At 48.1% G+C, this 24,051-nt stretch carries 16 protein-coding genes and 1 pseudogene; 13 read left to right on the forward strand and 4 right to left on the reverse strand.

Translation table 11 applies throughout. The features are described from left to right. The first annotated feature begins 77 nt into the window (after positions 1-77). Positions 78-1,091 (forward strand): class I SAM-dependent methyltransferase, encoded by a 1,014-nt coding sequence (locus DHf2319_RS05995; protein ID WP_243479886.1) that lies wholly within the window; start codon positions 78-80, stop codon positions 1,089-1,091. 54 nt (positions 1,092-1,145) lie between these two features. Here the strand turns inward: DHf2319_RS05995 and DHf2319_RS06000 are convergent, their stop codons facing one another. Then, a complete protein-coding gene (locus DHf2319_RS06000; protein WP_243479887.1) occupies positions 1,146-2,498 on the reverse strand; it encodes a glycosyltransferase in 1,353 nt (450 codons plus the stop codon). Positions 2,499-2,706: 208 nt separating this feature from the next. On the opposite strand from DHf2319_RS06000, the gene DHf2319_RS06005 reads away from it, so the two are divergent. From DHf2319_RS06005 to istB, 8 genes and pseudogenes are all read left to right on the forward strand, one after another. After that, positions 2,707-3,840, forward strand: coding sequence for a hypothetical protein (locus DHf2319_RS06005; RefSeq protein ID WP_243479888.1), 1,134 nt, complete (start codon positions 2,707-2,709; stop codon positions 3,838-3,840). Between the two features lie 206 nt (positions 3,841-4,046). Next, complete coding sequence (locus DHf2319_RS06010; RefSeq protein ID WP_243479889.1) at positions 4,047-5,930, forward strand: GAS domain-containing protein; 1,884 nt, start codon at positions 4,047-4,049, stop codon at positions 5,928-5,930. A 304-nt stretch (positions 5,931-6,234) separates the two neighbouring features. Beyond that, positions 6,235-7,068, forward strand: coding sequence for a class I SAM-dependent methyltransferase (locus DHf2319_RS06015; RefSeq protein ID WP_243479890.1), 834 nt, complete (start codon positions 6,235-6,237; stop codon positions 7,066-7,068). 441 nt (positions 7,069-7,509) lie between these two features. Then, positions 7,510-10,440, forward strand: a complete 2,931-nt coding sequence (locus DHf2319_RS06020; protein WP_243479891.1) for a glycosyltransferase — start codon at positions 7,510-7,512, stop codon at positions 10,438-10,440. Between the two features lie 609 nt (positions 10,441-11,049). After that, positions 11,050-11,895: a class I SAM-dependent methyltransferase gene (locus DHf2319_RS06025; protein ID WP_243479892.1), complete on the forward strand. Its 846-nt coding sequence runs from the start codon at positions 11,050-11,052 to the stop codon at positions 11,893-11,895. Positions 11,896-12,273: 378 nt separating this feature from the next. Beyond that, positions 12,274-13,056, forward strand: coding sequence for a sulfotransferase family 2 domain-containing protein (locus DHf2319_RS06030; protein ID WP_243479893.1), 783 nt, complete (start codon positions 12,274-12,276; stop codon positions 13,054-13,056). A 224-nt stretch (positions 13,057-13,280) separates the two neighbouring features. Continuing rightward, a pseudogene (istA, locus tag DHf2319_RS06035) lies at positions 13,281-14,467 on the forward strand (IS21 family transposase). Then, positions 14,464-15,231 (forward strand): IS21-like element helper ATPase IstB, encoded by a 768-nt coding sequence (istB, locus tag DHf2319_RS06040; protein WP_243479894.1) that lies wholly within the window; start codon positions 14,464-14,466, stop codon positions 15,229-15,231. Before istA ends, istB begins: the two are co-directional and overlap by 4 nt. Positions 15,232-15,359: 128 nt before the next feature. Here istB and cysN read toward each other — a convergent pair whose 3' ends face one another. Continuing rightward, positions 15,360-17,246, reverse strand: a complete 1,887-nt coding sequence (gene cysN, locus DHf2319_RS06045; protein WP_243479895.1) for a sulfate adenylyltransferase subunit CysN — start codon at positions 17,244-17,246, stop codon at positions 15,360-15,362. Positions 17,247-17,302: 56 nt separating this feature from the next. Further along, positions 17,303-18,199 (reverse strand): sulfate adenylyltransferase subunit CysD, encoded by an 897-nt coding sequence (gene cysD, locus DHf2319_RS06050; protein WP_243480031.1) that lies wholly within the window; start codon positions 18,197-18,199, stop codon positions 17,303-17,305. Positions 18,200-19,190: 991 nt separating this feature from the next. Here cysD and DHf2319_RS06055 point away from each other — a divergent pair. Continuing rightward, positions 19,191-19,970, forward strand: coding sequence for a sulfite exporter TauE/SafE family protein (locus DHf2319_RS06055; RefSeq protein WP_243479896.1), 780 nt, complete (start codon positions 19,191-19,193; stop codon positions 19,968-19,970). A 344-nt stretch (positions 19,971-20,314) separates the two neighbouring features. Continuing rightward, positions 20,315-21,565: a glycosyltransferase family 2 protein gene (locus tag DHf2319_RS06060; protein WP_243479897.1), complete on the forward strand. Its 1,251-nt coding sequence runs from the start codon at positions 20,315-20,317 to the stop codon at positions 21,563-21,565. Positions 21,566-21,593: 28 nt separating this feature from the next. Here DHf2319_RS06060 and DHf2319_RS06065 read toward each other — a convergent pair whose 3' ends face one another. Next, positions 21,594-22,514 carry a site-specific integrase gene (locus DHf2319_RS06065; RefSeq protein WP_243479898.1) on the reverse strand — a complete coding sequence of 307 codons (921 nt, stop codon included), beginning with the start codon at positions 22,512-22,514 and terminating at the stop codon, positions 21,594-21,596. 309 nt (positions 22,515-22,823) lie between these two features. Here DHf2319_RS06065 and DHf2319_RS06070 point away from each other — a divergent pair, with 309 nt between their 5' ends. Then, complete coding sequence (locus DHf2319_RS06070; RefSeq protein ID WP_243479899.1) at positions 22,824-23,429, forward strand: hypothetical protein; 606 nt, start codon at positions 22,824-22,826, stop codon at positions 23,427-23,429. Then, on the forward strand, positions 23,419-24,033 hold the full coding sequence (locus tag DHf2319_RS06075; protein ID WP_243479900.1) for a hypothetical protein: 615 nt from the start codon (positions 23,419-23,421) through the stop codon (positions 24,031-24,033). Before DHf2319_RS06070 ends, DHf2319_RS06075 begins: the two co-directional genes overlap by 11 nt. The last annotated feature ends 18 nt before the right edge of the window (positions 24,034-24,051 follow it).

Below are 24,051 nucleotides of genomic sequence, written 5' to 3' on the forward strand. Positions count from 1 at the left end.
AGGGTTCTCAAAGTAATCTGGGACAATCCATTGGGTATAGGATTGGCTTGGGTTATGGCTTGCCGTATGATGCCCGCATGAGTGATTCTGACCACCCGATCTCGGCAGACCCGATTGCGCCCAAGGACTTGATAGACCGGCACACGATTGCCGAGCACGTCGAGTTTGCTGATGCATACTTCGAAGGACGCGGTGGTCACAACTACCTCTATCAAAAGCCTTTCTATCACCCCAGGGATTGCGCGCCTGCAGTCACCAATCTGGGTCAGTTGTTAGCCGGATTGCGATTAGATACTGGTATGCATGTACTGGATTTTGCGGCAGGTTCTTGCTGGCTCTCACGTATCCTGATTCAACTTGGCTGCCAGGTCACGAGTTGTGACGCCTCAGTCAAAGCGCTCGATATTGGTCGTGAATTGTTTAAGCGTTATCCGCCGGTGATGCCAGAGCCGGTTGAACCGGCTAAGTCGATTGAGCCAGCCTATTTGGCGTTTGATGGAAATCGCTTAAACCTAGCCGACGCCAGTGTGGACCGGATTGTGGTGAACGATGCGTTTCATCACATTCCGAATGTGGCTACCGTGCTGACCGAATTTTTTAGGGTGTTAAAGCCTGGTGGCATTGTTGGCATGTCTGAGCCCGGCCGTCATCACTCGCAGTCACCAGAGTCGCAGTACGAGATGCGCACCTTTAACGTGATCGAGAATGATTTTGTGCTTGAAGATATTTGGCGTGATGCACAAGCAGCCGGCTTTGCCCACATTGAGATCTGTCCGGTGTTGCGTCACCCCATGATGGATCTGGCGCAATATCAGGCTTGCATACAGGGTGATGTTCCACAGCAAGTCAGTCGGGCTTTGGTTCAAGACACTATTAACCATTCGATTTTCTTTTTACATAAAACCAAACCCACTGAGTCCGATCGTTACAGTGCTGTCCCATCTGTGCAAGCTCGTGAAGAGTTTGATGAGGCGTTTTATCTCAAAGCCTATCCTGATGTCGCTAAGGCTGTCGAGGAGGGGAGTTTTGTTGATGCATGGCAGCACTTTGAGCGCCACGGCAGAGCTGAAGGCAGACGTGGGCGGGGTTGAGACAGTGCTGATGACAGATCACGAGCACTGTTCAAAACACCAACATTTAACCCGTTAAGAGAAGAGCTCCGGGTTTTCTGATTTGATTTGTTGTAACCGCTTCTTGTATGTTTGCCCGACCACGTTGGCATCAAACGCCGACCAAGACTGCATCTGTCTAGGTGCGCCAGATTGAACAAACTCAAGCATCAGCCTAGCCGCATGATTAACGTCAGGATCGGCCCAAACCTGTCCTTGTGCGTAGGGGTATTGATCGGATTTGACCGGAATCAACTGGTAGTCAACCAGATCAGCGCCGGGAGCCTCACAGAAATCAACATTGCCCGAGTACCCCGTGGCAATGACATGCAGTCCCAGTTTTAATGCTTCAGCGATGCCACGACCAAATCCCTCAGCACGATGCAATGACACAAAGCAGTCACAGGCTTGGTACAAGGCGAGCAAGTCTGGTTTCGATAGCGTGCCCTCGATGATATGGATACGACTGTCTTGAGTAGCCAAGCGCTTGAGTTGTTGCCAGGCTGGGTTCGGTTTGGAGGGGGCATGTGCCTTGATCACCAAACCGACGTCGTCACTGTTGAAAACATCAACCGGAAAAGCCTGCATGAATGCCGCAACGCAAGCCTGCGGGTTTTTTCGGTACATGGAAGAATTGAAATCAAACGAAAAACAAAACAGCGTTGCCTGATCGGGCAAGCCAAAGTGTGCGCGAGCATGGCTTCGGGTTTTAAACCAAGTGATGTCTGGGATCTCGACAGCCATGGGCATACGAAAGAGCGGCTTTGGGCAAATGTCAGCCAGCGCGCTATAGGTGTGCCAGGTCGAGACCCAGACCTCATCGACCAAGTCAAACGACAGCTCCCAGTCACGCGGCCAGCCAGCGAGCTCCCAGGGCCAGTAGCCAATGTTGTAGCGGCCGCCATATCGACCTTTACCTTGCGTCAAAAAATGGCGACCATTCTCTTGGGCCGTCATACAAAAGATATTGACCGCATAAGGACTGTCATCAGACACAAACTGAGCCATGCTGTGATCGTTTTGAGGGATGTCGTCACCAGGCTTAAAGTTCAGGAGTGTGAAAGGAACCTTGGCAGCCATCAGCGCACGACCCGCCATGCGAACGTCTTCACCAATGCCCAGCTCACCGAAGGCGTAACCAACGAGGTTCACGCCAAACGGGTGGGGAGGTTGAGCCCAATGATTATCAGCGAGCCAGTCAGTGTGGTCGCGCACACCCTCGAGCTCAAGCAGCACCGGATACTCGTGCACGCCATGATTGACCAGCCACTGAAAAAACTCAGCGCGTTTGTGCGCCAAATGAAAACCCAAAGCACGCAAATCCTCGCGCATGGACAGAATCAGTGACAGGATTTTGGTTGGTATGTATTCCGGACGTATGGCAGTCATAACTGACTCGGCGTTTATGCAGTAACCCGCACAGTGTATACGTGCTGCCATAGCGATTGTGAACTCATCAGCGGTGACGCAACCCAAGCTGTAATCAATCGTATGACAGACAGCCAAAAAGCCACGCGACCAAACAACTGGTCGAGCCAGCAAGACAACATCAAAGTCGACATGTATTGACGACGTGAATTTTTTAGTAGGATCAATTATGCCCACCTCCTCAAAACAGGCCAGAGCCGCCAAATCATCGGCAGCCTTGAGCGCCAAACCGTCCTTGTTTCAGTTGCCACCTGGCTTGTATACAGTGCGGTTGATGCCGTCTGCCAGCGGTCAACACATCAACCCCTTGGCCTTATCAACTGCCCCGGGCACCAAAGCCAAGGTTGATTTCCTGGCTGCGGCTGGCGTAGAAGACAACACCTTTACGCAACTCGATGACTGCATCGTGGTTCGGGTGATGGACGACGTCGCTACCCTCATGGCAACGGAATTCCACCAAGGAACACCCTTGTCACCGCGCTTGGCCATTGAGCGCATCGACATCTCCCAGAGCGCGAGGGCAGCACAACTGCAAGCAAGCATGCAACCTGCAGCAGCACCCAGTGCGGCTCAGGCCACTTCAAAGCAACCTGCAGCACGGACTCATCCAGTGCCATCGCTAGAGATCGACCTGCTCGGCCACATTGAAGGCAAGGGCGACGTGGTCGTACAAAACGCCTGGCTTGGCGACCCACGAACGGATGCTCGGTTGGAAGGTTTTGCCATGAGAGCCAAAGGCTTGCCGCCAGGCATCAAACTGGTATACGGCTGCAAGTTCATGTCACCAAAGCTTAAGTCCCAGGTGACCAATGAGAACAAATTTGTCGGTACCCGCAGAAAGGCCCAGGCCATCCAGTCAGTGGTGTTGGGTTTGCAAGGCGAGGGTGCAGACCAATTCGTCGTCACAGGTCAATTGGTCTTCAGTGGCCAGCATGTGTGCCAGATCACACCCGCTACTCAGTTGCGCGGTCCCACGGGCAAAGAGCACCTGGTGGCGATTCATCTACAAATCACGCCCCGCGCGGCAATGACACAGCAGACTCGCGCATCTACACCAGCGCCAGTTACTCAAGCAAGCGAACAAGTTGCTTACCTCGCCGAAGACCTTGATATTGAGAGTGATCCCGAAGTCAGCGTGCCGCAGAGGATTGAACGCCGGGCTCATGGCCACAAGCAGCAGCACCATCATCAACACCAGCACCAGCACCAACACCGCAGCGCCCCTGCATCGCAGGCAAGTACCGCGGATGACGACGATGATGACTGGAGTGATGACGATATCGCAGAAATCTTCGGGCGGTAGTTCAACAGCACCAACGCCACTGTGGATTGGTGAACTTGAGAGTTCAGCAACTAAAAGCGGTTCGATCCAGATGGGAACCAGTGAAGCAACTACAGAGCAGCAACAAACAAAGATGAAAAACAGAAGTCACAGAAAACCAAAAACATGACCCATTGCATAAAAGCAGTGCATGCAACAAGAACATTGAATCGTGAAATCGAGTTGAGATGATGAATTTATATGTAGTGTCTACAGATCAACACCTAGGCGAGCAGGTAGCTGATGCCCTGCGCGACGCGGGTGCAGATGACGTTGTGGTGCTCGGACATTCTGAAGAAGCTCGTGCAGGTGTCAATCGGGGTAGTGCAGGGCACGGGCGAGTGGCTGGTGTGCGACGCTCCTCCAGCGCAAAGAAGAACGACCGCTATATCTTCATTGTTCAGTCCCCCCAAGAAAAGCTCCTAGAAGCTTTGCCCGGCGAGACATCTGATCAGGCGTTTGCTCAGGACCTAACCGCCTGGTTCGATGAGCAGGCTGAGCTGCTATCTGATTATGAGGCACAGCGTGGTCAGGCGATTCTTGTGACACAGACACAGGTCAAGCTTGGCTTTGACGACGTCTTGCACAGAATCAATCAGACATGGCGCGCCCGTCTCTCAGGGGGCACGGCAGGAATATCACAATCTGCAGAAGCAGGCGATGACAAGCCGCTAGTAGGTTATCTAGCGCAAGGGTTGATTCAGCACACACCCAAGCTCAAGCAATTAACCGCCCGTATTGAGCGTCTGGCAGGAAACACGCTCGCAGGGGTGTCTGTGGTTGATGCCATGCAGGCGTATCGACAAAAAAATCAACAGCAGGTTCTTAAAACTGAGCTTGAGTCACTGCAACAGCGCAATTACGACCTAGAGGCTCAGCTCAAAGATGCCACTGAAGAAGGGGAGTTAATTCTCTTACAGCTGCATCAGGTGCAAGAAGAGCTCGAGAACTATTTCCTCAAATACAAGGATGCCGAGAATCGTCACGAAACGCTAGCATATCGCTGGCGTCAGATGCTGGCGCTACACCCGGACTACGTGGTCTATGAGTCGGTGAGTGTGGAAGTTTTAGATGACACGGATGAGCAGGACGAACTGAACGAACCGAACGAGCCCCAAATCCTGCAGTGGTACTTTAAGGGTCTGGAGAGCGCGGGCGTGTCGCGCCAGCAACTGGCGTTTCAAACCTTTATTGAAGCCGGGATGCTCGGGGTTCGGTTTAATAAAACAGCGAGCTTAACGGCAGGCGATACAAACGCCTCAGAGTCTTTTAATACGCAATCGCTGACAGATGACGAGGTGTCAGTTCCAACGGGTCTGACCCACTGGCCGGACGTGGCCGAAGAACTTGATCAAATCGACTGTATCCCGGCCGGACGAGGCGAGATCAAGGTCTTAAGAGCAACTGTCCTGAGGGACCTCTCTGCGTCGGATTGGGCCTTGCTCAAGCTCATTCCCAAACTCGTGACCCAGGCTTTGGAAGAAAGACCACGCGAGGGCGTGGATGCAGAAGCGATAGTCGCAGCGGCCAAACGCCTGGCAGAGGCACTCGACCGACTGCCGCAGGCGCTGCGACACGATGGCGTGCGACTAAAGAATCACCAAACCAACCCAGACTACGAGCACCTGTGGCTGGTGTTTGAGAACTTGACGGATGGCGTCAGCACCTGGCCCGCCTTTGAGTTGCGGCTTGGTGCATCCAATGTCATCTCTAACAACACCGCCAAGTCAGGTACAAAGACAAACGCAAAGAGTGATGCAACCGCCAACTTTACCCAGCACCCGAAGGTCGAGATCCCCTTGATCGATGGTCAGACCAAGCCCTTTGAAGGGTGGTTTGAAGAATCTGTCGATGATTTCGGGGCGAAGTGGGAGCTGCGCTTTGATTTGAAGAAGCAGATATTTGATGCCGGCGTCTGGAATGAGCTCGCACCAGCGGAGCAGGTTTTGGTGAAGGGGCTGGTGGGGCAATTAAGCCACGGCTTGCTTAAAACCGTGGAGTCTGATTTAAAGCGCGGCAATATCGGGCAGTGGGAGCGGGTGTTTGGGCAGTGCGTGGCGATGTTGGGGTAGGGCAGGTGGGACTGAAGGGTGGTTTGAACTACAGGGTTGGTTAAAACCGAAGGGTAGATAGAACCGATTATCGGGCTAAGGCTGGCCTAAATCTACACTTTAGCTTGGTTATTGTTACGGTACGTGCACGGCTTATAGCTTCCTGACTGTAAGTTTGAAACTATGAATGGCTGGCAAAGTGAGAAGCACTACAAATACTTCCCCATTTAAGCAACCTGTTACGGCAGACGTGGAAGAAGCTCACTTTTTATTCTTTTAACAAATCGGTAATATCCGACTGACACTCAACCGATAAGCGTTTGTGATGAAATTTAATACTCCTGTGACAGATAAATTACTTAGTCAATTAAAGATTTTAGACTTTCGAAATAGGCCATCTGGTCAGTTGGTCAAAGAATGGGCAAGTGCCAATCCAATCGAATTTGAACGTAGAACAAAAATCACAACAAAGGTGCCTCCAGATAACATACACCGAATGCAGCGGGCAGACCCACTTTGGGTGGGCGATTTTTACTCTGCAAATTTAGTAATAGACTGTCTAACAGTGAGTAAAATTGATCTCCAATCTGAAACGTTGCTGGATATTGGCTGTTCAAGTGGTTCTCTATTAAGAGTTCTTAGAACTTACGATGATTCGCATCTTTTCGGATGCGACGTTATTAAATCTGCAATTGATTGGGCTGAAGCAAATATTCCAAATGTAACTTTTAATCTAAGTTCAACATCTCCTCCTCTTCCATATCCAGATCACTTTTTTTCTGGGGTTACTGCAATCTCAATCTGGAGTCATCATTCACCCAGCGTTGCTACAGATTGGTTTATTGAAGTAAATAGGATTTTGCGCCCCAAAGGATGGTTTCTGTTCACATTTTGCGGGAATAGTCATTGTGATTGGCTTGAGAAAAATAAAAGACGCAAATTAGAGGTGATAAATAGAATTCGCACAACGTTATGTAAAGAAGGGTGGTGGTTTCTGCCTATAAATTACGCTGCAGAAGACTCAAATACAACTGACAATTGGGGGCATACAGTTTATGCTGATGGGGCTATAGAGGTTATGTTGGAGAAGGCGAATTTTAAAATTCTAAAATTATTTAGAGCAAGGAACCAAGGCAATCAAGATGTCGTTGTTTGTTAGAAAATCTGAGTTTCAAATTCCTCATTTATAGGAAAATGCGTGGCACCATAGGCTTACTGGATTAGTGAATAAGTTAAAAATCGGGATTTCCAGTCCTGTTATGAGATAAAAATAAGGAAGTCGAAGTTTACGAATGGCTAGGTTTTGGCGATTATTGTTGAAAGTGATATCTGTCTACCAAATGAATTAAATCGACTCCCCCTGTCAGGAGGAGACGCCATATTGTTGAGTCAAGCAACAGAGTGCCAAGATGGGGTTAATGAAAACTCATCTGTTATCTCAAAAGGTAAGTTCCATGACAAACCTAACAGACGGTATCGATTTGGCGAAAAATATATTTACGGTTCACTACGTTGGCACAAGGTCAGGTCAAGACAAACAGGCAGGCACTCTTACACGTTCTTCATAATTTCAATAAAAATTTCACAGCACATTTAAAAAATGAATAGTAAAAATATAGAAAATAAAAATGGAATTAACGTTAAAAAGATATACAAATCGTTCCAACATTCGATAAACAGCAATGATCTCAAAGAGGCAGCGGGTTATGGGAGGTTGATACTTGAATCTGATTATCCCAATAGTTTGAAGAGATATGTAGAGCAGAAGCTGAAACAAACGCCGCAGTTAGCGTTCCTTGAAAAAGAAAGTGATATCACTCGCCGTTTTATAAGAGAAGTTTCATCAAAATCAACCGGTGACTTATCGGATTACTGGCTTCCGTGGCGAATTCTCGGTGATTATTGGGGAATAGAGCCAACGAAAAAAAATAAAGGAATTATTCTAAAAAAATATGAATCCTACTTAAGAGAGGGCTTCAATTATATTGACATTCTTCCATTAAAAAAAGAAATAACCAGAAAATTTATTAGGCCGTATTTCGACGGGTCACATTATTGTTGTGTCCATGAGGACATCGGTGCAGGAAAAACCGATCCGTTTTTGCATTATATAAATTTCGGATTGAATGAGCCAAATAGAGAACCGAATTCATTGTTTAAGAATGATATATTTTGGAGCATATATCCTTGGACCAAGATTCCAGGTCTCAATCCACTTTACTTGTTCACTAGATGGCCAGAGCAATTTCCCATTATGATGGATGTGATTTCTGCGAATTACAGTATAAATCTAACCTTAGGTTGTGAAAATAAGTTAAAAAGAAAAGCAAAATATGATGATGTACCAGCTTCAAAAAAATATGTACCGAATAACAATGATAGATTACTATGCCTAATAAGAGAGTACTCGGCAAGAAGCTGTCGAAAACAAACTAATGTTGGCAAACCAGTCATACACTTTGTTGTGCCTGATTTTACAAAAGGTGGTGGTGGGCACATGACAATTTTTCGATTGATTAAGCATTTAGAAAAATATGATTTTTCATGTGTTATTTGGATAAAAGATTTTGATCCTAGCAGACATCCTCTAGGACCAAAGAATAGCATTTCATCAAACTACCAAGTACTTAATTCCTGTGTGCGACCTTTAGATGGGCATTATGCGTTCGCTTTTGGTGACGCAGTAGTTGCGACAAGCTGGGATACAGTTGATTTTGTCGCGCTGCACAATGGATTTCATGAAAAATTCTATCTAGTACAAGATTTTGAGCCCTACTTTTATCCAAAAGGAGCAAACTCGTTAAAGGCTGAATTTACATATAAAAAATCTTTAAAAACAATATGTGCGGGTAGCTGGCTAGATAATCTTATGAGAACTAAGTACGGCCGAACTTCAGTTTGCTTCCCGTTGTCGTATGATCCGGAATACTATTTTCCATGCCATACTGTTGCTGAGCAAGCTGATCATAACGAAAACAATACAGAAGAGTCTATATCTTCCCACTCGAAGATATTTCGAATTGCGGTTTATGCAAGAGCTAGAACTGATCGCCGAGCTGTTGCACTTGCAATGGAAGGACTGAGCTTGCTGAAATCAGATGACTATCAAATATGTCTCGAACTATTTGGGGATATTGAAGGAAGCGTCTCAGTTCCGACGAGCATCGTAGCATTTGATAACGGGATTTTAAGCTCGAAAGAGCTCGGGGAACTCTACAGGTCTTGCGACCTTGGAGTAACCTTCTCAACAACAAACTACGCGTTAGTGCCGCAAGAAATGATGGCGTGCAAGCTACCCGTTGTGGAAATAGATAGCGAAAGCACAAGGGCAATTTATCCACCTGAAGTGGTTAGTTTTGTGGCGCCTGATCCAATTGAAATTGCAAAAGAAATTCAAAAGCTTCTCTCAGATCCTAAAAAAAGAAGCATACAAGCGACTAATGCGTACAGGTGGGTTTCGGCGACTAATTGGGACAAGTCTTTTGAAATAGTGCGCAATTTCATTTCTGAGGAACTAGGAAAGAGTGCAAATCAGAAAAATTTTAAAACAACTACAACAGAATTCTACTTGAATCAGTCCTATAGGATTATTAGTCGGCAGCGCAATGCTTGTCCTGCTGTGACTGTTGTTATACCCACACTTAATGGCGGGAAATTATTGCAATTAGTTGTATCAAAGGTACTGTCACAAAACATAATGGGTCCATTAGAGTTAATAATAATCGACAGTGGATCATCCGATGGGTCAATTCAGTGGTGCCAAGAGCATTTCGATTTTACGCTCGTTTCAATACGAAAAGACGATTTTCAACATGGTCGCACAAGAAACCTAGGGGTGGCGCTCGCGAAATCAGAGTATGTAGCCTTCTTAACACAGGATGCATTACCCGTGAGCCCCGATTGGCTTAAATACTTAGTTGCGCCCTTTGAGAGAAATAAAAATATTGCCGGGTGTTTTGGGCGACATGAGGCGTATCCTGAGCATTCAGCTCATTTAAAACGTTCCCTTAATTTACACTTCGACAAGTTAAAATCTAATTCTAATGTAAAAATCGCGGGCATCGAAAAATATTTTTATTCATGTGATATAAGCATCAGGCAGGCAATGCATTTTTTTTCAGATAACAATTCTGCTTTGCGAAAATCAATTTGGGAAAAAATTCCGTATCCAGACGTGCAGTTTGGTGAAGATCAGTTTTGGGCTGATGAGATCTTAATTCAGGGTTTTGAAAAGGTCTATGTAGATAGAGCACTAGTTTTCCACAGCCACGATTTTGACGAGGTGGGAGAATACGAAAGAGCCAAGACGGAATCTTTCTATTTCTTTAAATACTTTGGGTATCGGTTAGATCTTGATAGACCATCTATTGAATGTTCGATTCAGTCAAGAGTCATTGAAGAGCTAGCAAAATCCGACGAGCCAGCGAATTTAGTAGACGAAAGAAAAGTTTTGAAATTATTCAGAGCTACACTAGAAGGCCACAGTGCTGGTGTGCGTATGTTTAAGGAGCTTTCAGGGTGGGGGCATTGAGAGGTTGCCTACTTTAATTCGCTTATTGAGCTCAGATTTCATTCACCTGTTATTTATAGTAGTATAGAAAATGTGAATATTAAAAAATAGTTATCAGTAACTGGATTTTTGCGGGTATCCTTGGCTTAACAAACAATATTTTGTAATTTGATGGTATCGTTCCAATTGTCAGCAAATTCATTCCTTTTTATACTTGTTAATGTGTCAGTGCAAATCTACTAGTTTCTTGATGAGCACAGCTAAAACAAACTACTGCTGGTTTGTTTGATTTATGCTGCTACAGTCTAGTGACATAGGCCAAAAAGTGTAGCGTGCAGGTAACTTGGTATGCGTTTTTAAAAATTCACCTTTAAACTAATTTGTCAGTGCTGAATAACCCTGTTTACAAATTAGATTTGCAGCGGCTGCTGGCAAGTTGATTTTAAGCTTGCTATGAGATGCTGCTAAATTTGGCTAAACAGAAGCGCTAGCCTTCTCAGCTGCCGGTGTGACCAGCACCAAAGAGTACCGCATGCGATAACTTACGTTGGGAGTTGAAAATTGTCACTTTTGATTTCATCTAAGCCTAATTACGATCTAAGGAGAAAAAACCATTTTTTTCGAATGATTATGGCCTTGCCTGGGTGTCAGTCAACATACTTGCTCAAAGCAAAGAAGTATCGACTGAATGTTAGGTTCAAATTTTCTAGAGAGTGTCTCATCGGTAAAGTTTTAGAGATTGGTCCAGGAGTAGTTCCGCTTGAAAATAAGGGTGATACCGTAGATTTTTTAGATTACGCATCAGCCGAAGTGATAGCGTCCCACTTCAATGTCAATGCCGACAAGGTGAGAGTTGACTTGGTGGGTTCGATGGATAATATTCCTGCTGAAGACGATAAATACGATAGTGTCGGTGCGTCTCACGTCTTAGAGCATCTGGAAGATCCCATTCAGGGACTTCTCGAATGTCTGCGTGTTACAAAGGTTGGTGGAAACTTGTTTCTGGTCGTTCCGAACTGTCTGACGTCAGAATTTGATTACAATCGACAATTGTTCTCTGTAAGGCATTTTATTGATGAACATCGAGATCCTGAGTTGTTGCGAATAAATAAAATAAAGCATGTGCATGAGTTTGTCGACAAGACACAAATTCCAAGTAGTGTATCTAGGTCGAAGCATCTGGCACGCGTTGCTGAATTTATTAACAGCGACCGAAGGATTCATTTTCATGCTTATGGGCCAAGGCTATTAATAAATATTTTAAATTACTCAGCAAAATCGGCAAGAAAGGGGGTTTCAATTGTTGACTCATATTATTTCCCAATGGCTAATGAGATGATACTTAGCTGCAAAATAACGTCTAAACACGATTATATCAGCGAAGATTATTTATTGGATCCTCAAAGAGTTCGAAATTCTATTTTATGTCTTGAGCATTTCATTAAAGAGAGTGAAGGGTCTTTTGCAATGCCTTGACCTGCTCTATCTTTCTTTAGTCTTCTTCTAATGCAATCAATTGCATTAGACCAATAAATTTTCTTTCAGAGTGTTTTGAAGATTTCATGGTAGCTTCTTAAAAATCCAATTGGACCGCGCTGAATAATACTGTAATTCTATCATTCATGCGATTTTCGGGTGATTTATGTTGTCAATATTTGCAAGATTTAGAGTTAATGGAGCTAGTTTTTTGCATATATTAGCGGGATTTTAATTGGGTCCAAAGCAGCCGGTAGCGAAGTCGTACAAATTGTTTCGATAATCCTTATTAGAGGCGTAAGCTTACGGTTGTACTTCACACTTGAAACTGCCCCTTACTAGAATTCACTATTATATTGCTAATGAGAGATGGCGCACATGAAAGAAATAAATAAATCTAGTTGTATACATCCGAGACTTATTTTTCCTGCATCGGATTTCGGTCTGCTTAATCGTTGCTTGCTTTACTATCCCTCATTAAATATTCTTTTTACTTATATACCAAAAAATGCCTGTTCTACATTGAAATATTCTCTTGGGGTTGCTTCGAAAGAAATTTCACGTGAACAAAATCCCCACATGACTGAGCATAAGTTTAGGTATGCTGATAAAAGAGCTTTATACCCATCAAATTCGAGGCCAATAATATGCTTTAGAAATCCATTCGAAAGATTAGTATCAGCTTTTTTGGATAAGTTTGCTCGATCTGTTCCAGAGGCTGAGGCATCATTAGTTCTTGATAAAATTCGAAAGATAAAAAATATCGGCGATAATCGATCAATCAGCTTTATTGACTTTGTTAGATTTTTAAAAGATCAGCCGTCTCGGCAGCTTGATCTTCACTGGAGGCCTCAGGTTGACTTTATTTTCTTTGAAAGTTACTATGAAGTATTTTTGGTGGATACACTGACAGATCAGTGGAATCTTCATTTTCCTGATATCCCACTTCTTGATTTCATTCCTCATAGCACTTCGAAGCGTTATGATTGCAATGAAGTTAGTTATGACATTCCAGCTGACGAGCTTTTTAAAAACTATAACTCGTTAGGTTTCCCTGCAAACTCTAGTTTCTTGAATGACGAGATTGTTGATATTATTCAATTTAGATATTTTGATGATATCCAAATTTATAATGGGCAGAGTGGAAAGAAGGTTTTTTAGTTGCTCCAGGTTTATTCCTAAGGTAATTCTCCCCTTTGTGCTTGGCGCGGCAAGTAGAGCTATAGAGCCATGGCCGTAAGCTTAGCGGGAACGTGGCCACTTATTTTGTAAGTTTATGTCACTGCCTGAATTATTGTCCGTAAATTAGCAGAATATTTTGTCCCCTCATTGTCGCAGCCGGGTACCGTATTTGGCTCTCTTACCTTCCAAATACGAGGTCCCCGATGCTGCGACGAGGAGACTTTCTCATGATACAGAATCGAATCAACGAAGGCGCGTATGTCAAAGACATTGCCGCCGAACTTAAGGTCAGCCCCAAGACGGTTAGCCGAGCGCTTAAGCGAGGCAGCGCGCCGACGGGCAAGCCTGGCCGACCGATGCGCAGCAAGCTCGACCCGTTTAAGCCGAGAATTGATGAATTGCTGGCGCGCAACGCGTCTGGAATGCCCAGGTGATCCTGCGTGAGCTGCAGGCGGTTGGCTTCAAGGGTAGTTACACCATCGTCAGGGACTATATCCATCCCAAGCGCGTCTTGCGTCCAAGCAAGGCAACGGTACGGTTTGAGACTTACCCGGGTCGCCAACTGCAAAGTGATTGGGGCGAACTCATGACCGTGATTGGCGGCGTCCGTACCAAAGCGTACTTCTGCGTCAATGAACTGACACACAGCCGTCGGTTTCATGTCTGGGCAGCCACTAGCTTGGATGCCAACCACACCTACGAGGCGATCATCCGAGCCTTTGAGCACTTTGACGGCGTGCCCATGGAGGTGTTGGTTGACAACCAGAAGGCTGCCGTTATCAGTCACGGCAAAGATGGCAACATCCGGTTTAACCAACGCTTTATCGATATGGGTGAGCATTACGGATTCACGCCAAAGGCGTGTAAGCCAGCCAGGCCCCAGACCAAGGGGAAGGTCGAGCGCATGGTGCGGTACGTGAAGGAGAACTTCTTTGTCCGCTACCAGGCCTTCGACAGCTTTGATGATCTGAACCAGCACCTTCATGTTTGGCTCAGTACCGAGGTAGATTCGCGGGTGCACGGCACGACAGGACAGGTGGTCTGCGATGCATTCCGTACGGAGCAAGCCTTCCTGCACCCGCTTCGCCAACCTCGGTTTGATACGGCCTATATCGAACCGCGCCGTGTGAGCTCGGACGCCTATATCGACGTTAGGGGCAATCGCTACTCGGTTCCGGCTCACCTCGTGGGGCAAACTGTGCGTGTCTACATCGGGCTCGAGGGCGATTTGCGCGTCGCTGATAGCTATGACCAATGGGTTGCTTATCATCGGCTTCGTCCCAAAGTGGCAGGTTGGGCTACTGACAGTAGTCATCACAAACCGCTTTGGGAGAAAGTGGTCGGCAAGGTTCAACGCCGTGATCTGTCGGTCTACGAGGAGGTGCTGTGATGGAGCTGATTGCACTTCTGGATAAATTGCGCCTGAATACCTTGGCTGAGCGGTTAGAGACGGTTTGCGAGACGGCAGCCAAACGGGAGCTGAACTATAAAGAGTTCTTGACCGAAGCCTTGAACGTTGAGTTGGGTGACCGACAACAGAAAGGGATCGAACAGCGGACAACACTGGCTCGGCTTCCCTATATCAAGACCATTGAACAGTTCGACTTCTCATTCCAGCCTTCAATCGACAAGAAGGTCATCAGGGAGCTTGCTGGCCTAGGGTTTGTAGAACGATCAGAGAACGTGATCCTGCTCGGGCCGCCAGGTGTGGGCAAGACCCACCTGAGCATCGCCTTGGCAGTCAAAGCCATCACAGCCGGTCACAGAGTGCTCTTCATGACACTGGATCAAATGCTCACTAAGCTCAAACGGGCCAGAGAGGAGAACAAGCTCGAGAAGGTGCTCACCACACTGGTTCAGCCCAAAGTCCTGGTTCTGGATGAGATTGGCTACATGCCCATGGGGCGCGAAGATGCCAGTCTCTTCTTCAGAGTGATCACAAGGCGGTACGAGAAGGCATCCACCATCTTGACGTCCAACAAGAGCTTTGTGGACTGGGGTGAGGTGTTTGGCGACCCGGTACTGGCCACCGCCATTCTGGATCGACTGTTGCATCACGCCACAACGCTAAACATCAAAGGCGAAAGTTACCGACTGAGGGAGAAGCGCCGAGCAGGCCTGCTCGGCGCTTCTCCCTCTCCAAAACCAGAGTAAAACTTAACTGAGGAGGAGATGCTGGCTGAACTCACTACTGAATCCCGCTAAACCGAAGACTATTTCCCGTTAACTGTGGGACAAAATATTCCGTCAAAAAGCGGACAAAGTTAGTTGCTGTTGACAGTTTAAGGTTGGACATGAGCGATTGCAGCTAATTTGGTGACTGTTTCAGCTAGGCTCATTGATGGGGCTGCTACAAACTCAGCCTGCTCTGGTGGCTCGTAAGTGCCTGAGATCCCTGTCATATTTGGAATTTTCCCTGCTCTAGCTTTTTTGTAGAGTCCCTTAGGGTCTCTCAATTCACAAACCTCAATCGGTGTGTTTACATAGACCTCTACGAACGCATCCTTTCCAATTAGGTCTCGTGCCATCTCCCGCTCTTGCCTGAATGGCGAAATAAATGCAACCATGACCACCAAACCAGCATCTAGCATCAGTCGTGCAACTTCAGCGATGCGGCGAATGTTTTCTACCCGGTCGGCCTCAGAAAATCCCAAGTCCTTGTTTAGACCCTGCCGGATATTGTCACCATCCAAAACATAGGTTCGCATGCCTCTACGGTGCAACTCCTTCTCTAACGCGTTGGCAATAGTGGACTTCCCCGATCCCGATAGTCCGGTAAACCAAAACACCTTAGCTGGGTGACCGTTTAGTCGCTCACGATCTTCGCGGGTGATGCTCAGCGCTTGTTTGTGGACGTTCTGTGACCTTCTGAGACTGTGACGAATCATCCCAGCACCGATGGTGGCATTCGTAAACCGATCAACTAGAATAAAGCTACCCAGCTGCGGGTTCTTAGCGTAAGTGTCGCAGGCAATCGGTTTAGACGTCGAGATATTACAAACCGCAATGTCGTTGAGCCTAAGTTGCGCAGAAGCCTCCTTTGCGAATGTGCTTACGTTGATTCTGTGCTTGATGTGAGAAACCGAACTTGGCATCCACTGGGTGGCCAGTTTTAAGTCATATGTCCGGCCGGGCAAGCCGGCTTGATCGTAAAGCCACACAATTGTGGCCTCGAACTGATCTGTCATTTCCAACGGCCGTTGGGACAGGGTGAGAACATCTCCACGCGAGACATCAATCTCGCGGTCTAACGTCAACGTGACCGCCTGGTCGGCTGATGCATCTTCGCGATTCCCATCCATTGTCACAATTTCTGAGACAGTTGCGATCTGACCAGAGGCCGTCACCCGCACCTCGTCCCCCACACGCACACTACCGCTTGCAACGGTCCCGGCAAACCCCCGAAAGCTTGAGTTTGGTCGATTCACCCACTGTACTGGAAACACAAAGTCTTCTGACACCTGACGTTGGATCTCAACTGTATCTAGGTAGCCAACCAAAGTCGGCCCCTGATACCAATTCGTGTTTTTTGAGCGAGAAGTGATGTTGTCACCCTTTAAGGCGCTCAAGGGAATCGCTACCACTGACTCAAATCTTAGGTCTCGGACAAAACCCTCAAATTCCGACTCAATGGTGCGATAAACGGATTCATCGTAGCCAACAAGGTCCATCTTGTTGATCGCCAAGACCACATGGCGAATTCCAACAAGTGATGTCAGAAAGGCGTGCCGCCGAGTTTGCGTCAAAATTCCGTTTCTGGCATCCACCAAAAGAATTGCAAGATCGGCGGTGGATGCACCTGTCACCATGTTTCGGGTGTATTGCTCGTGACCTGGCGTGTCAGCAACGATGAACTTTCTGGCTGATGAAGAGAAGAACCGGTACGCCACATCAATCGTGATTCCCTGTTCCCGCTCAGCGGCAAGCCCATCCACCAAAAGGGCGAAATCGATTTCTTCGCCTTGCGTGCCGAACTTTTTTGAGTCAGTCTGTAGAGCTGCCACCTGGTCATCGAATAGTTGCTGAGCCTCCCACAAGAGCCGGCCGATGAGGGTACTTTTTCCATCATCGACGCTGCCACAGGTGATAAATCGCAGCAAATCCTGTCCTTGTTGTTGCTGGAGAAACTCTTCAATGGTGGCAGACTGAACAATTTTTCGATTACTCATCTTGTTAGACTGAGAGTCGGTCACTGTTTGTTTTGTGGGTTGTTTAGTGCGCGGCATCAGAAGTGACCCTCCTGTTTCTTCTTTTCAAAGCCATGGGGTGAGTCATGGTCTACCACACGGCCCTGACGCTCCGACCGCTTGGCATTGAGCACTTCAAGAATGACCTCTGGCAAGGTGTCTGCTGTTGATTCAATCGCGCCGGTCAGTGGGTAGCAGCCGAGGCTTCGGAACCGAACCATCTTCTCTTGAATTTCCTCGCCAGGCAGAAGCCTGAAGCGATCATCATCAATCATCAAAATGATGCCGTTGCGTACAACCACAGGACGCTTCTTGGCGAAGTAAAGTGGGACAACAGCGATGTTTTGCAGGTAGATGTACTGCCAGATATCGAGCTCAGTCCAGTTTGACAAAGGAAACACACGGATGCTCTCGCCCTTGTTTTTTCTGGTGTTGTAGAGATTCCAAAGTTCTGGACGCTGCTGCTTGGGATCCCACCGATGGGTTGCGCTGCGGAAAGAAAAAACCCGCTCCTTGGCTCTTGACTTTTCTTCATCGCGGCGAGCGCCGCCAAACATGACGTCAAATTTGTATTTGTCCAGCGCCTGCTTCAGACCGTCAACTTTGGTAATGTCAACAAATAGGCTCGATCCATGATCAAAAGGGTTAATCTCCTTGGCGATCGCTTCCGGATTGGTATAGACGAGCAGTTCCATGCCGCTGATCTGCGCGATCTTGTCGCGAAACAGGTACATTTCGCGAAACTTCCAGCGTGTGTCAACATGCAACATAGGGAAAGGCGGTGAGGCCGGATAGAAAGCTTTTCTGGTCAGATGCATCATGACGGCACTGTCCTTGCCAATTGAATGCATCAAAACAGGGTTTTCTGCCTCCGCCACAGCCTCGCGAATGATGTAAGTGCTCTCGGCTTCCAAGCGTTTGAGATGGGGCGTCAGCTCACCTATTGGCTTGGTGTCCAGGTCGATTGACAAGCGGGGCGCATAGACCGACTCAGCGAACTCAATTTCGGCTGGCAGCGGTGTACCTAGTAGCCACGGCACTAGATCTCCGCTAGCCAGTAACAGCAGCGATTTGCCGACAAACGCGGCAATTTCTTTTAGACCTTCAATTACCTTCGCCTGGTTCACATCGCCATGGATGGGAAGCCAGTAGCGTGCCCCGCGGGGATCGTTGACGTGAAGCACGGTCAGATGAGGAAATTGCTGTGGTCGATGAAGTTGCCCGAAGACTACCAAGTTGCGCTTGGCTCGAGCACGCTCGATCACCCAATCCACAAGCAAGCGGTTTGCTGTTTGACCGAATTCGTCAGTCACGGAATCAGCCACCAACTCCTGAGGCCACAGGCCTAACTCGTGCAGATGCCGCTCAGTTGTGCGTTTTGAGTCGCAAACGCCGAGGCTGCGCAGATGCTCAAAAGCTATCTCAGTGCTCCATACCGCGGGCTTGTCAAGACCATAAATTTCGACGTTAGGCTGCTCGGTGTTCATGTAATCTCTTTAACTTGTGTGTCGCAATATGCATTTGCAGTTGTTTTTTAAATCATAATGTGAGTAAATACCAATTTTATTTCAAAATTAGTCTTTGTAAAACAAATTGCGTCAATTGTGAGGGTCAATCAAATCGCAAGCAAATTCGCGGCTTGAAGATTGCATGCGGTGATAACCAGCTCCAAAAGCTGGTAAGCCCCGATATGGGAAAGGCGCCCACTAGTTAAAGTTAGCTTATGACCAGACTTTTCCCTCGTGCCGAAAAGTGGATAAGTGACAGACTTTATTTGCCCGCCTCGCAGGAACTCGTGGGCCAGTCCGGCTACGCCGCGCTAGGAACGACGCGAAAGGTCTTGAAGCTACGGCTGAACACCGCAAAAGTCACTGCAATTGTGTACTGCCCGACTCGATTGATGGAAATGCACTTGCGGGCGGGCTCGTGATAGACCTACCTTACGTCGTTGCCGGCGCCATCACCGGCTTTATTGTTGGAGTGACCGGGGTTGGGGCTGGGGCTCTAATGACGCCGCTACTGCTGATTTTTTTTGGTGTGTCACCTACGACTGCCGTAGCGACTGATCTTTGGTTTGCAGCGATTACGAAACTAGTTGGAGCACGCATTCATCAGAAGGGGGGCCAAGTCGATTGGCAAATCGTTAAACGACTGTGGGCTGGGAGTCTACCCATTGCAGCTTTGGTCGTGTTGGTCGTCGCATTGGGTGACCCAATAGCAAAGGTGCAATGGCTCACCACAGCAATTGGGCTGGTGATTATCATCACCGCGCTAGGTTTGTTGGTCGCACCGGCTGTACTTGCTCGCGCCAAAAGCAATCGCCTCTCAGCACCGTCGAAGTTCAAAGCTGCCCAGCCAATGTTGACCGTGATTGCAGGGGCGGTTCTGGGGCTTTGTGTTGCATTAACCTCTGTCGGTGCGGGCGCGTTGGGTTCGGTTATGCTGCTGTACCTATATCCACTTCGGATGACACCGCATAAGTTGGTTGCCACCGACCTAGTTCACGCAATCCCGTTGGCTGTGGTCGCCGGCACTGGCTACTTGATCGCAGGGCTTGTGGATTGGATCATGCTGATGAACCTTTTGATGGGTTCAGTGCCTGCGATTGTGCTCGGTAGCCTTTGGGCACAAAAACTATCTGGCAGATGGATACAGATTGCGTTGGCGGTGGTGTTGTTCGCGGCGGGTGTAAAAACCTTGAGCTAATGAACTGACTGCCTGAGAATAGACCCATACCTCATCAACAGAACGTCGAGGCTGCGGAAAAATGTGGACGCGAGACTGTGCAAAGATTTTCGAGAAATTGCCTTACCGTCTCGGGTGCCTGCGGGAAGATGGAGGTTAGTCTTATGCATCAACGTTGGAGCTTGCTGACTGGCAAAAAAATCTCAAAGATGAGTGACCTGGTTCTTGAAAGCTTCTGTAATCTGCCGACGCCAGCAAAAGCGCGGGGAAACCAAGCCAAAAGGAATGACTAGTTGAGATCTGTTCGTTCTTCGGGTCCATTGGTAGCGCGTCGAGCGAGGGAAAGCTTTTCAGGCAATCTGTTCGTGAGCTTTGTCATACCGCTCTACAACCATTTGGCAGAGAGTAAGAAGATGCTGTCCTCGCTGCAGGCATCACTGCCCGACAGCTTGAGCTATGAAATCATTCTGGCTGATGATGCCTCAACGGATGGAACCGGGGCCTGGCTCGATTCGCTCAATGATCCCAGGGTCAAAGTTCTTAAGCACGAGACAAATCTTGGTTTTGCGGCAAACAACAACGCAGCGGTTCGACTAGCCGACGGTGCAGTGCTGGGGCTTTTGAATAGCGACCTCATATTTTCAGGCGGGTGGTTTGAACAGATGCTCGCGGTCCTCGAATCAGCCTCACTGAATAGTGGTCTAGTCGGTAATGTTCAGCGCAGGGTATCGGACGGTAGCATTGATCATGTCGGCGTGACAATATCTCCTGAGGCTCAGTTTAGTCACTCACACGAAATTCCTGATTTGCATACCCATCATCGCAAGGTTGTGGGAGTCACCGGTGCCTGCGTGCTCACTCGCAAGGCAGATTTTGAAGCTGTCGGTGGATTTGACGAAACATTTTTGAATGGCGCAGAGGATATCGACCTTTGCTACAAGCTACGCGCCATGGGCAAGTCTATCAATGTTGCTACACAAAGCGTCGTGCAGCATCACGTAAGCCTGTCCAGAAAACGTAATACCGATCAAGACATCAGAAACAGTCGGCATCTGTTTTCTAAATGGGGCAAGGAGATTAGGCGAGATCTGGCTGATGTTTGGCGGCGCCTGCTCGCCGAGAACGCCCGAGGATACCGAAAGTACATCGCTGGTGATTTTTCCAGTGAGTTATTGGAATCCCCCAATCTCTTGGCCAACCTGATTGCAAAAATGATGATCGATCGTGAGCAAGCTGAATGGGCAAGGCGCCTGCAAGACTCGTCTGATGCATCTCCCCAACCCGTCGCGGTGACTTGGCGTGGTTTGTCGTATGACACCAATCTGAAGCAGTACGTTTTGGAAGGGGAAGCCGAATTTTTTGTTCGGGTTGATTACGCGAGCAACTTTTATATCTGTGGTGCTGCCGTAGACGTTACGGCACCTAACGCGCAAATTGAGATTACCGTCAACGGCATGCAGGTCTTGACCGTTACGTTTGATCGGCTCAAGGAGGTCAACGCAGGGATCGTAGGCCCACTTATGTTGCCAAGCATTCAAAACGTCTTCCGTGTGCGAACAACAAAGCCCTTGATCCTCACGCACATCGTCATCAGCGACCAAAGAGTGGATCTGTAGTTTTCTGCGCCCTGTGTTGGATTGTCTACTACGCGCCAGTTGCCATCGAAAAAACCGGCACTCTTACCCGCTCAACATACCGCATGACCGTATCCGTCTTCGCCCAACCGCCCTTGACCATGATTTGCGGCAGACTCGCACCTTGAACCAGCATGTCTTGCGCTGAGCCAACCCGCATCGAATGACCGCTGATGCCAGCCACGACGTCTTCGTTCAGTTTTGCTTTTCGACCGATGGACTTCAGGATACGCCCAACTTGCCCATCACCCAGACCCTCCGTGATCTCGCCAGATGGAAGTACGGCGCGAAACAGAAAGCCAGCATCAAGGCGAGCGCTGTCCAACCAGTCTTTGACCGCATAAGAGGCCCCAATACCCAAGTGAATCCACTGTCCGCTGCCAAGTTGATCGGTCTTTGACTTTCTGAGCAGAATGGATACGCATCCTTCTGAGCCCCATGCGATATCTTCGATACGCAGTGAAACAATTTCCGATCGACGTCGCATCGAGTCGTAAGCAAAAAGTAGCAAAGCCCGGTTACGTTTGCCTCGAATATCATTGGCACAGGCAGCGAGTAGTTTTTCCAAGACGGGGCGTGTGATCGGGTATGCCTGATCAAATCGGCGGCCCAAGGCTCGGTGAATTTTCCGCAGAGCGAGCTTGACCTCAGAATGCTTGGTCGGATCCGGCAAATTCGATAGTCGGTGAACCGCACTGATTGAAGAGTTCTTGCGGCGGATGGTGGAGGTTTTGATGCCCAGCTTGCTGGTGGTCATCAGAAATTCTGCAATTAGCTCAGGCTGCGCCGGTAACGCACAGGCACCGACTGTATCGCAGTAGTTGATGAACTCCTCCATGTCCTTCCTGTAGGCACGGATAGTATTCGGAGCATAAGCGTCCTCAATGTGCTCGATGAGCACCCTAAGTTTTTCAAAAGAGGTATCATTCATACGTCTACAAACCCATAAAACGATACTATATAGCTAACTATATAGCTTTTTAGATTTGATTACAAGTGAACAAATAAAAGCGGCTCGTGCGATTGTCAGAATGACAGTGGCAGAGTTGGCCTCGGCCTCTGGAGTTGGAATCGCAACCATAAAGCGGCTAGAGGCCGTGAGCGGCCTACCGCCGGTTCAAGCCCGCACGCTATCAGCAATTAAGACTGCTCTTGAAGCAATGGGTGTCGAATTCATTGGTACTCCCGATGATAGACCAGGTGTGCGACTAACCAACACCAAATCCTGAGGACGATCGCAATGGGCAAAAAATCAACGACACACTCGACAGACGATTTGCCACTTTCCATCATCAGCAAACTATCCGGCGGCCACATTCCATTGCTGCCAGGCGAGTCTGCCGATGAATACCGTGATGGACTGCAAGCCACCATTACCGAGCTCGAAGCCAAAACACCGATGCAGATCTACCTGGCCGAGAAGATCTTTGATTGCATGTGGTGGATACGGCGTCTTGAGGCGCAAAAGGTTGAAATCATTTTCACGGCTGCCTGCGACTGGTTGAAGCTGAAAGTAAACAATCCGCCTAAGCCAACCCTGCTCGGTAGTTCGAACAACATCTGGAATGAACCTCTACTGATTGCTTCTGCCAAGGCAGTAGGACATAGTGTGCAAAGTCTGATGGCTGAGGCAACCAAGTGGCAAGTCGCGGCATTAGGTAACCTAGACGCCCGCATCGCCGACCGATTAAAAGCCATGCAGGGATTTCAAGCGTCGTATGAAGCGTTAGTCAAGCGCAAACTCGTCATTGAACGCCTGCGCCTACAAAACGAGAACTTGAGTCGCAACGTTCACGCCATCGAGATGCAACCCGTGTCCAATGACAGAGAAACCGATGACGAGTGATCGCAGGCAGGCCGCCAATCGGCTCAACGCCCAGCGATCCACCGGCCCTAAATCTGCCGCTGGCAAACGGGCGGCGGCATTAAACGCCATTCGTCACGGCCTGACGGCTCGAACGATATTAGACGTACCGGATCCAGCGCTCGATCAAATTCACTCAGTCATCCTGCCAGAAATTAAGGACCCAGAAATCGCTCGATCCATCGCCCAGAAGATCCTTAACTACGAGCGCAACGAAGCCTATCAACGACAAATCGCTGAAGCCGAGAAGGCAGGGCAGAACGGTTTTGTGGATCAGATGGCGATTAAAAAGAATATTGACGAAGGCAATGCCCAAGCGTTCATCATGGCAGGCCAGGTGCTAAGAAAGTTGGAGCAACCGCGGCTCAGTAAAACAGAGAAGGCCGAGAACAAGTTGCAGCTTCAGAGCCTGCGATTCCTGGCAAAGGTTTCTGCCCAGAAGGCGGATCAAATGGTACGCGACGGCAAGCAGAAAGAAACCCAGATGCGTCGCCACTACAAGCGCGCAAGCAACCAGCTCATCAAAGCAGTCAAGGCTGCCAGTTTGTTTTCTGGAAAGCCGCCTGATACTGCGCGTGACTATTAATTCGCTTGATATAAAATT

The sequence above is a fragment of the Orrella daihaiensis genome (assembly GCF_022811525.1).
In the GTDB taxonomy this organism is placed as follows: Bacteria; Pseudomonadota; Gammaproteobacteria; order Burkholderiales; family Burkholderiaceae_B; genus Algicoccus; species Algicoccus daihaiensis.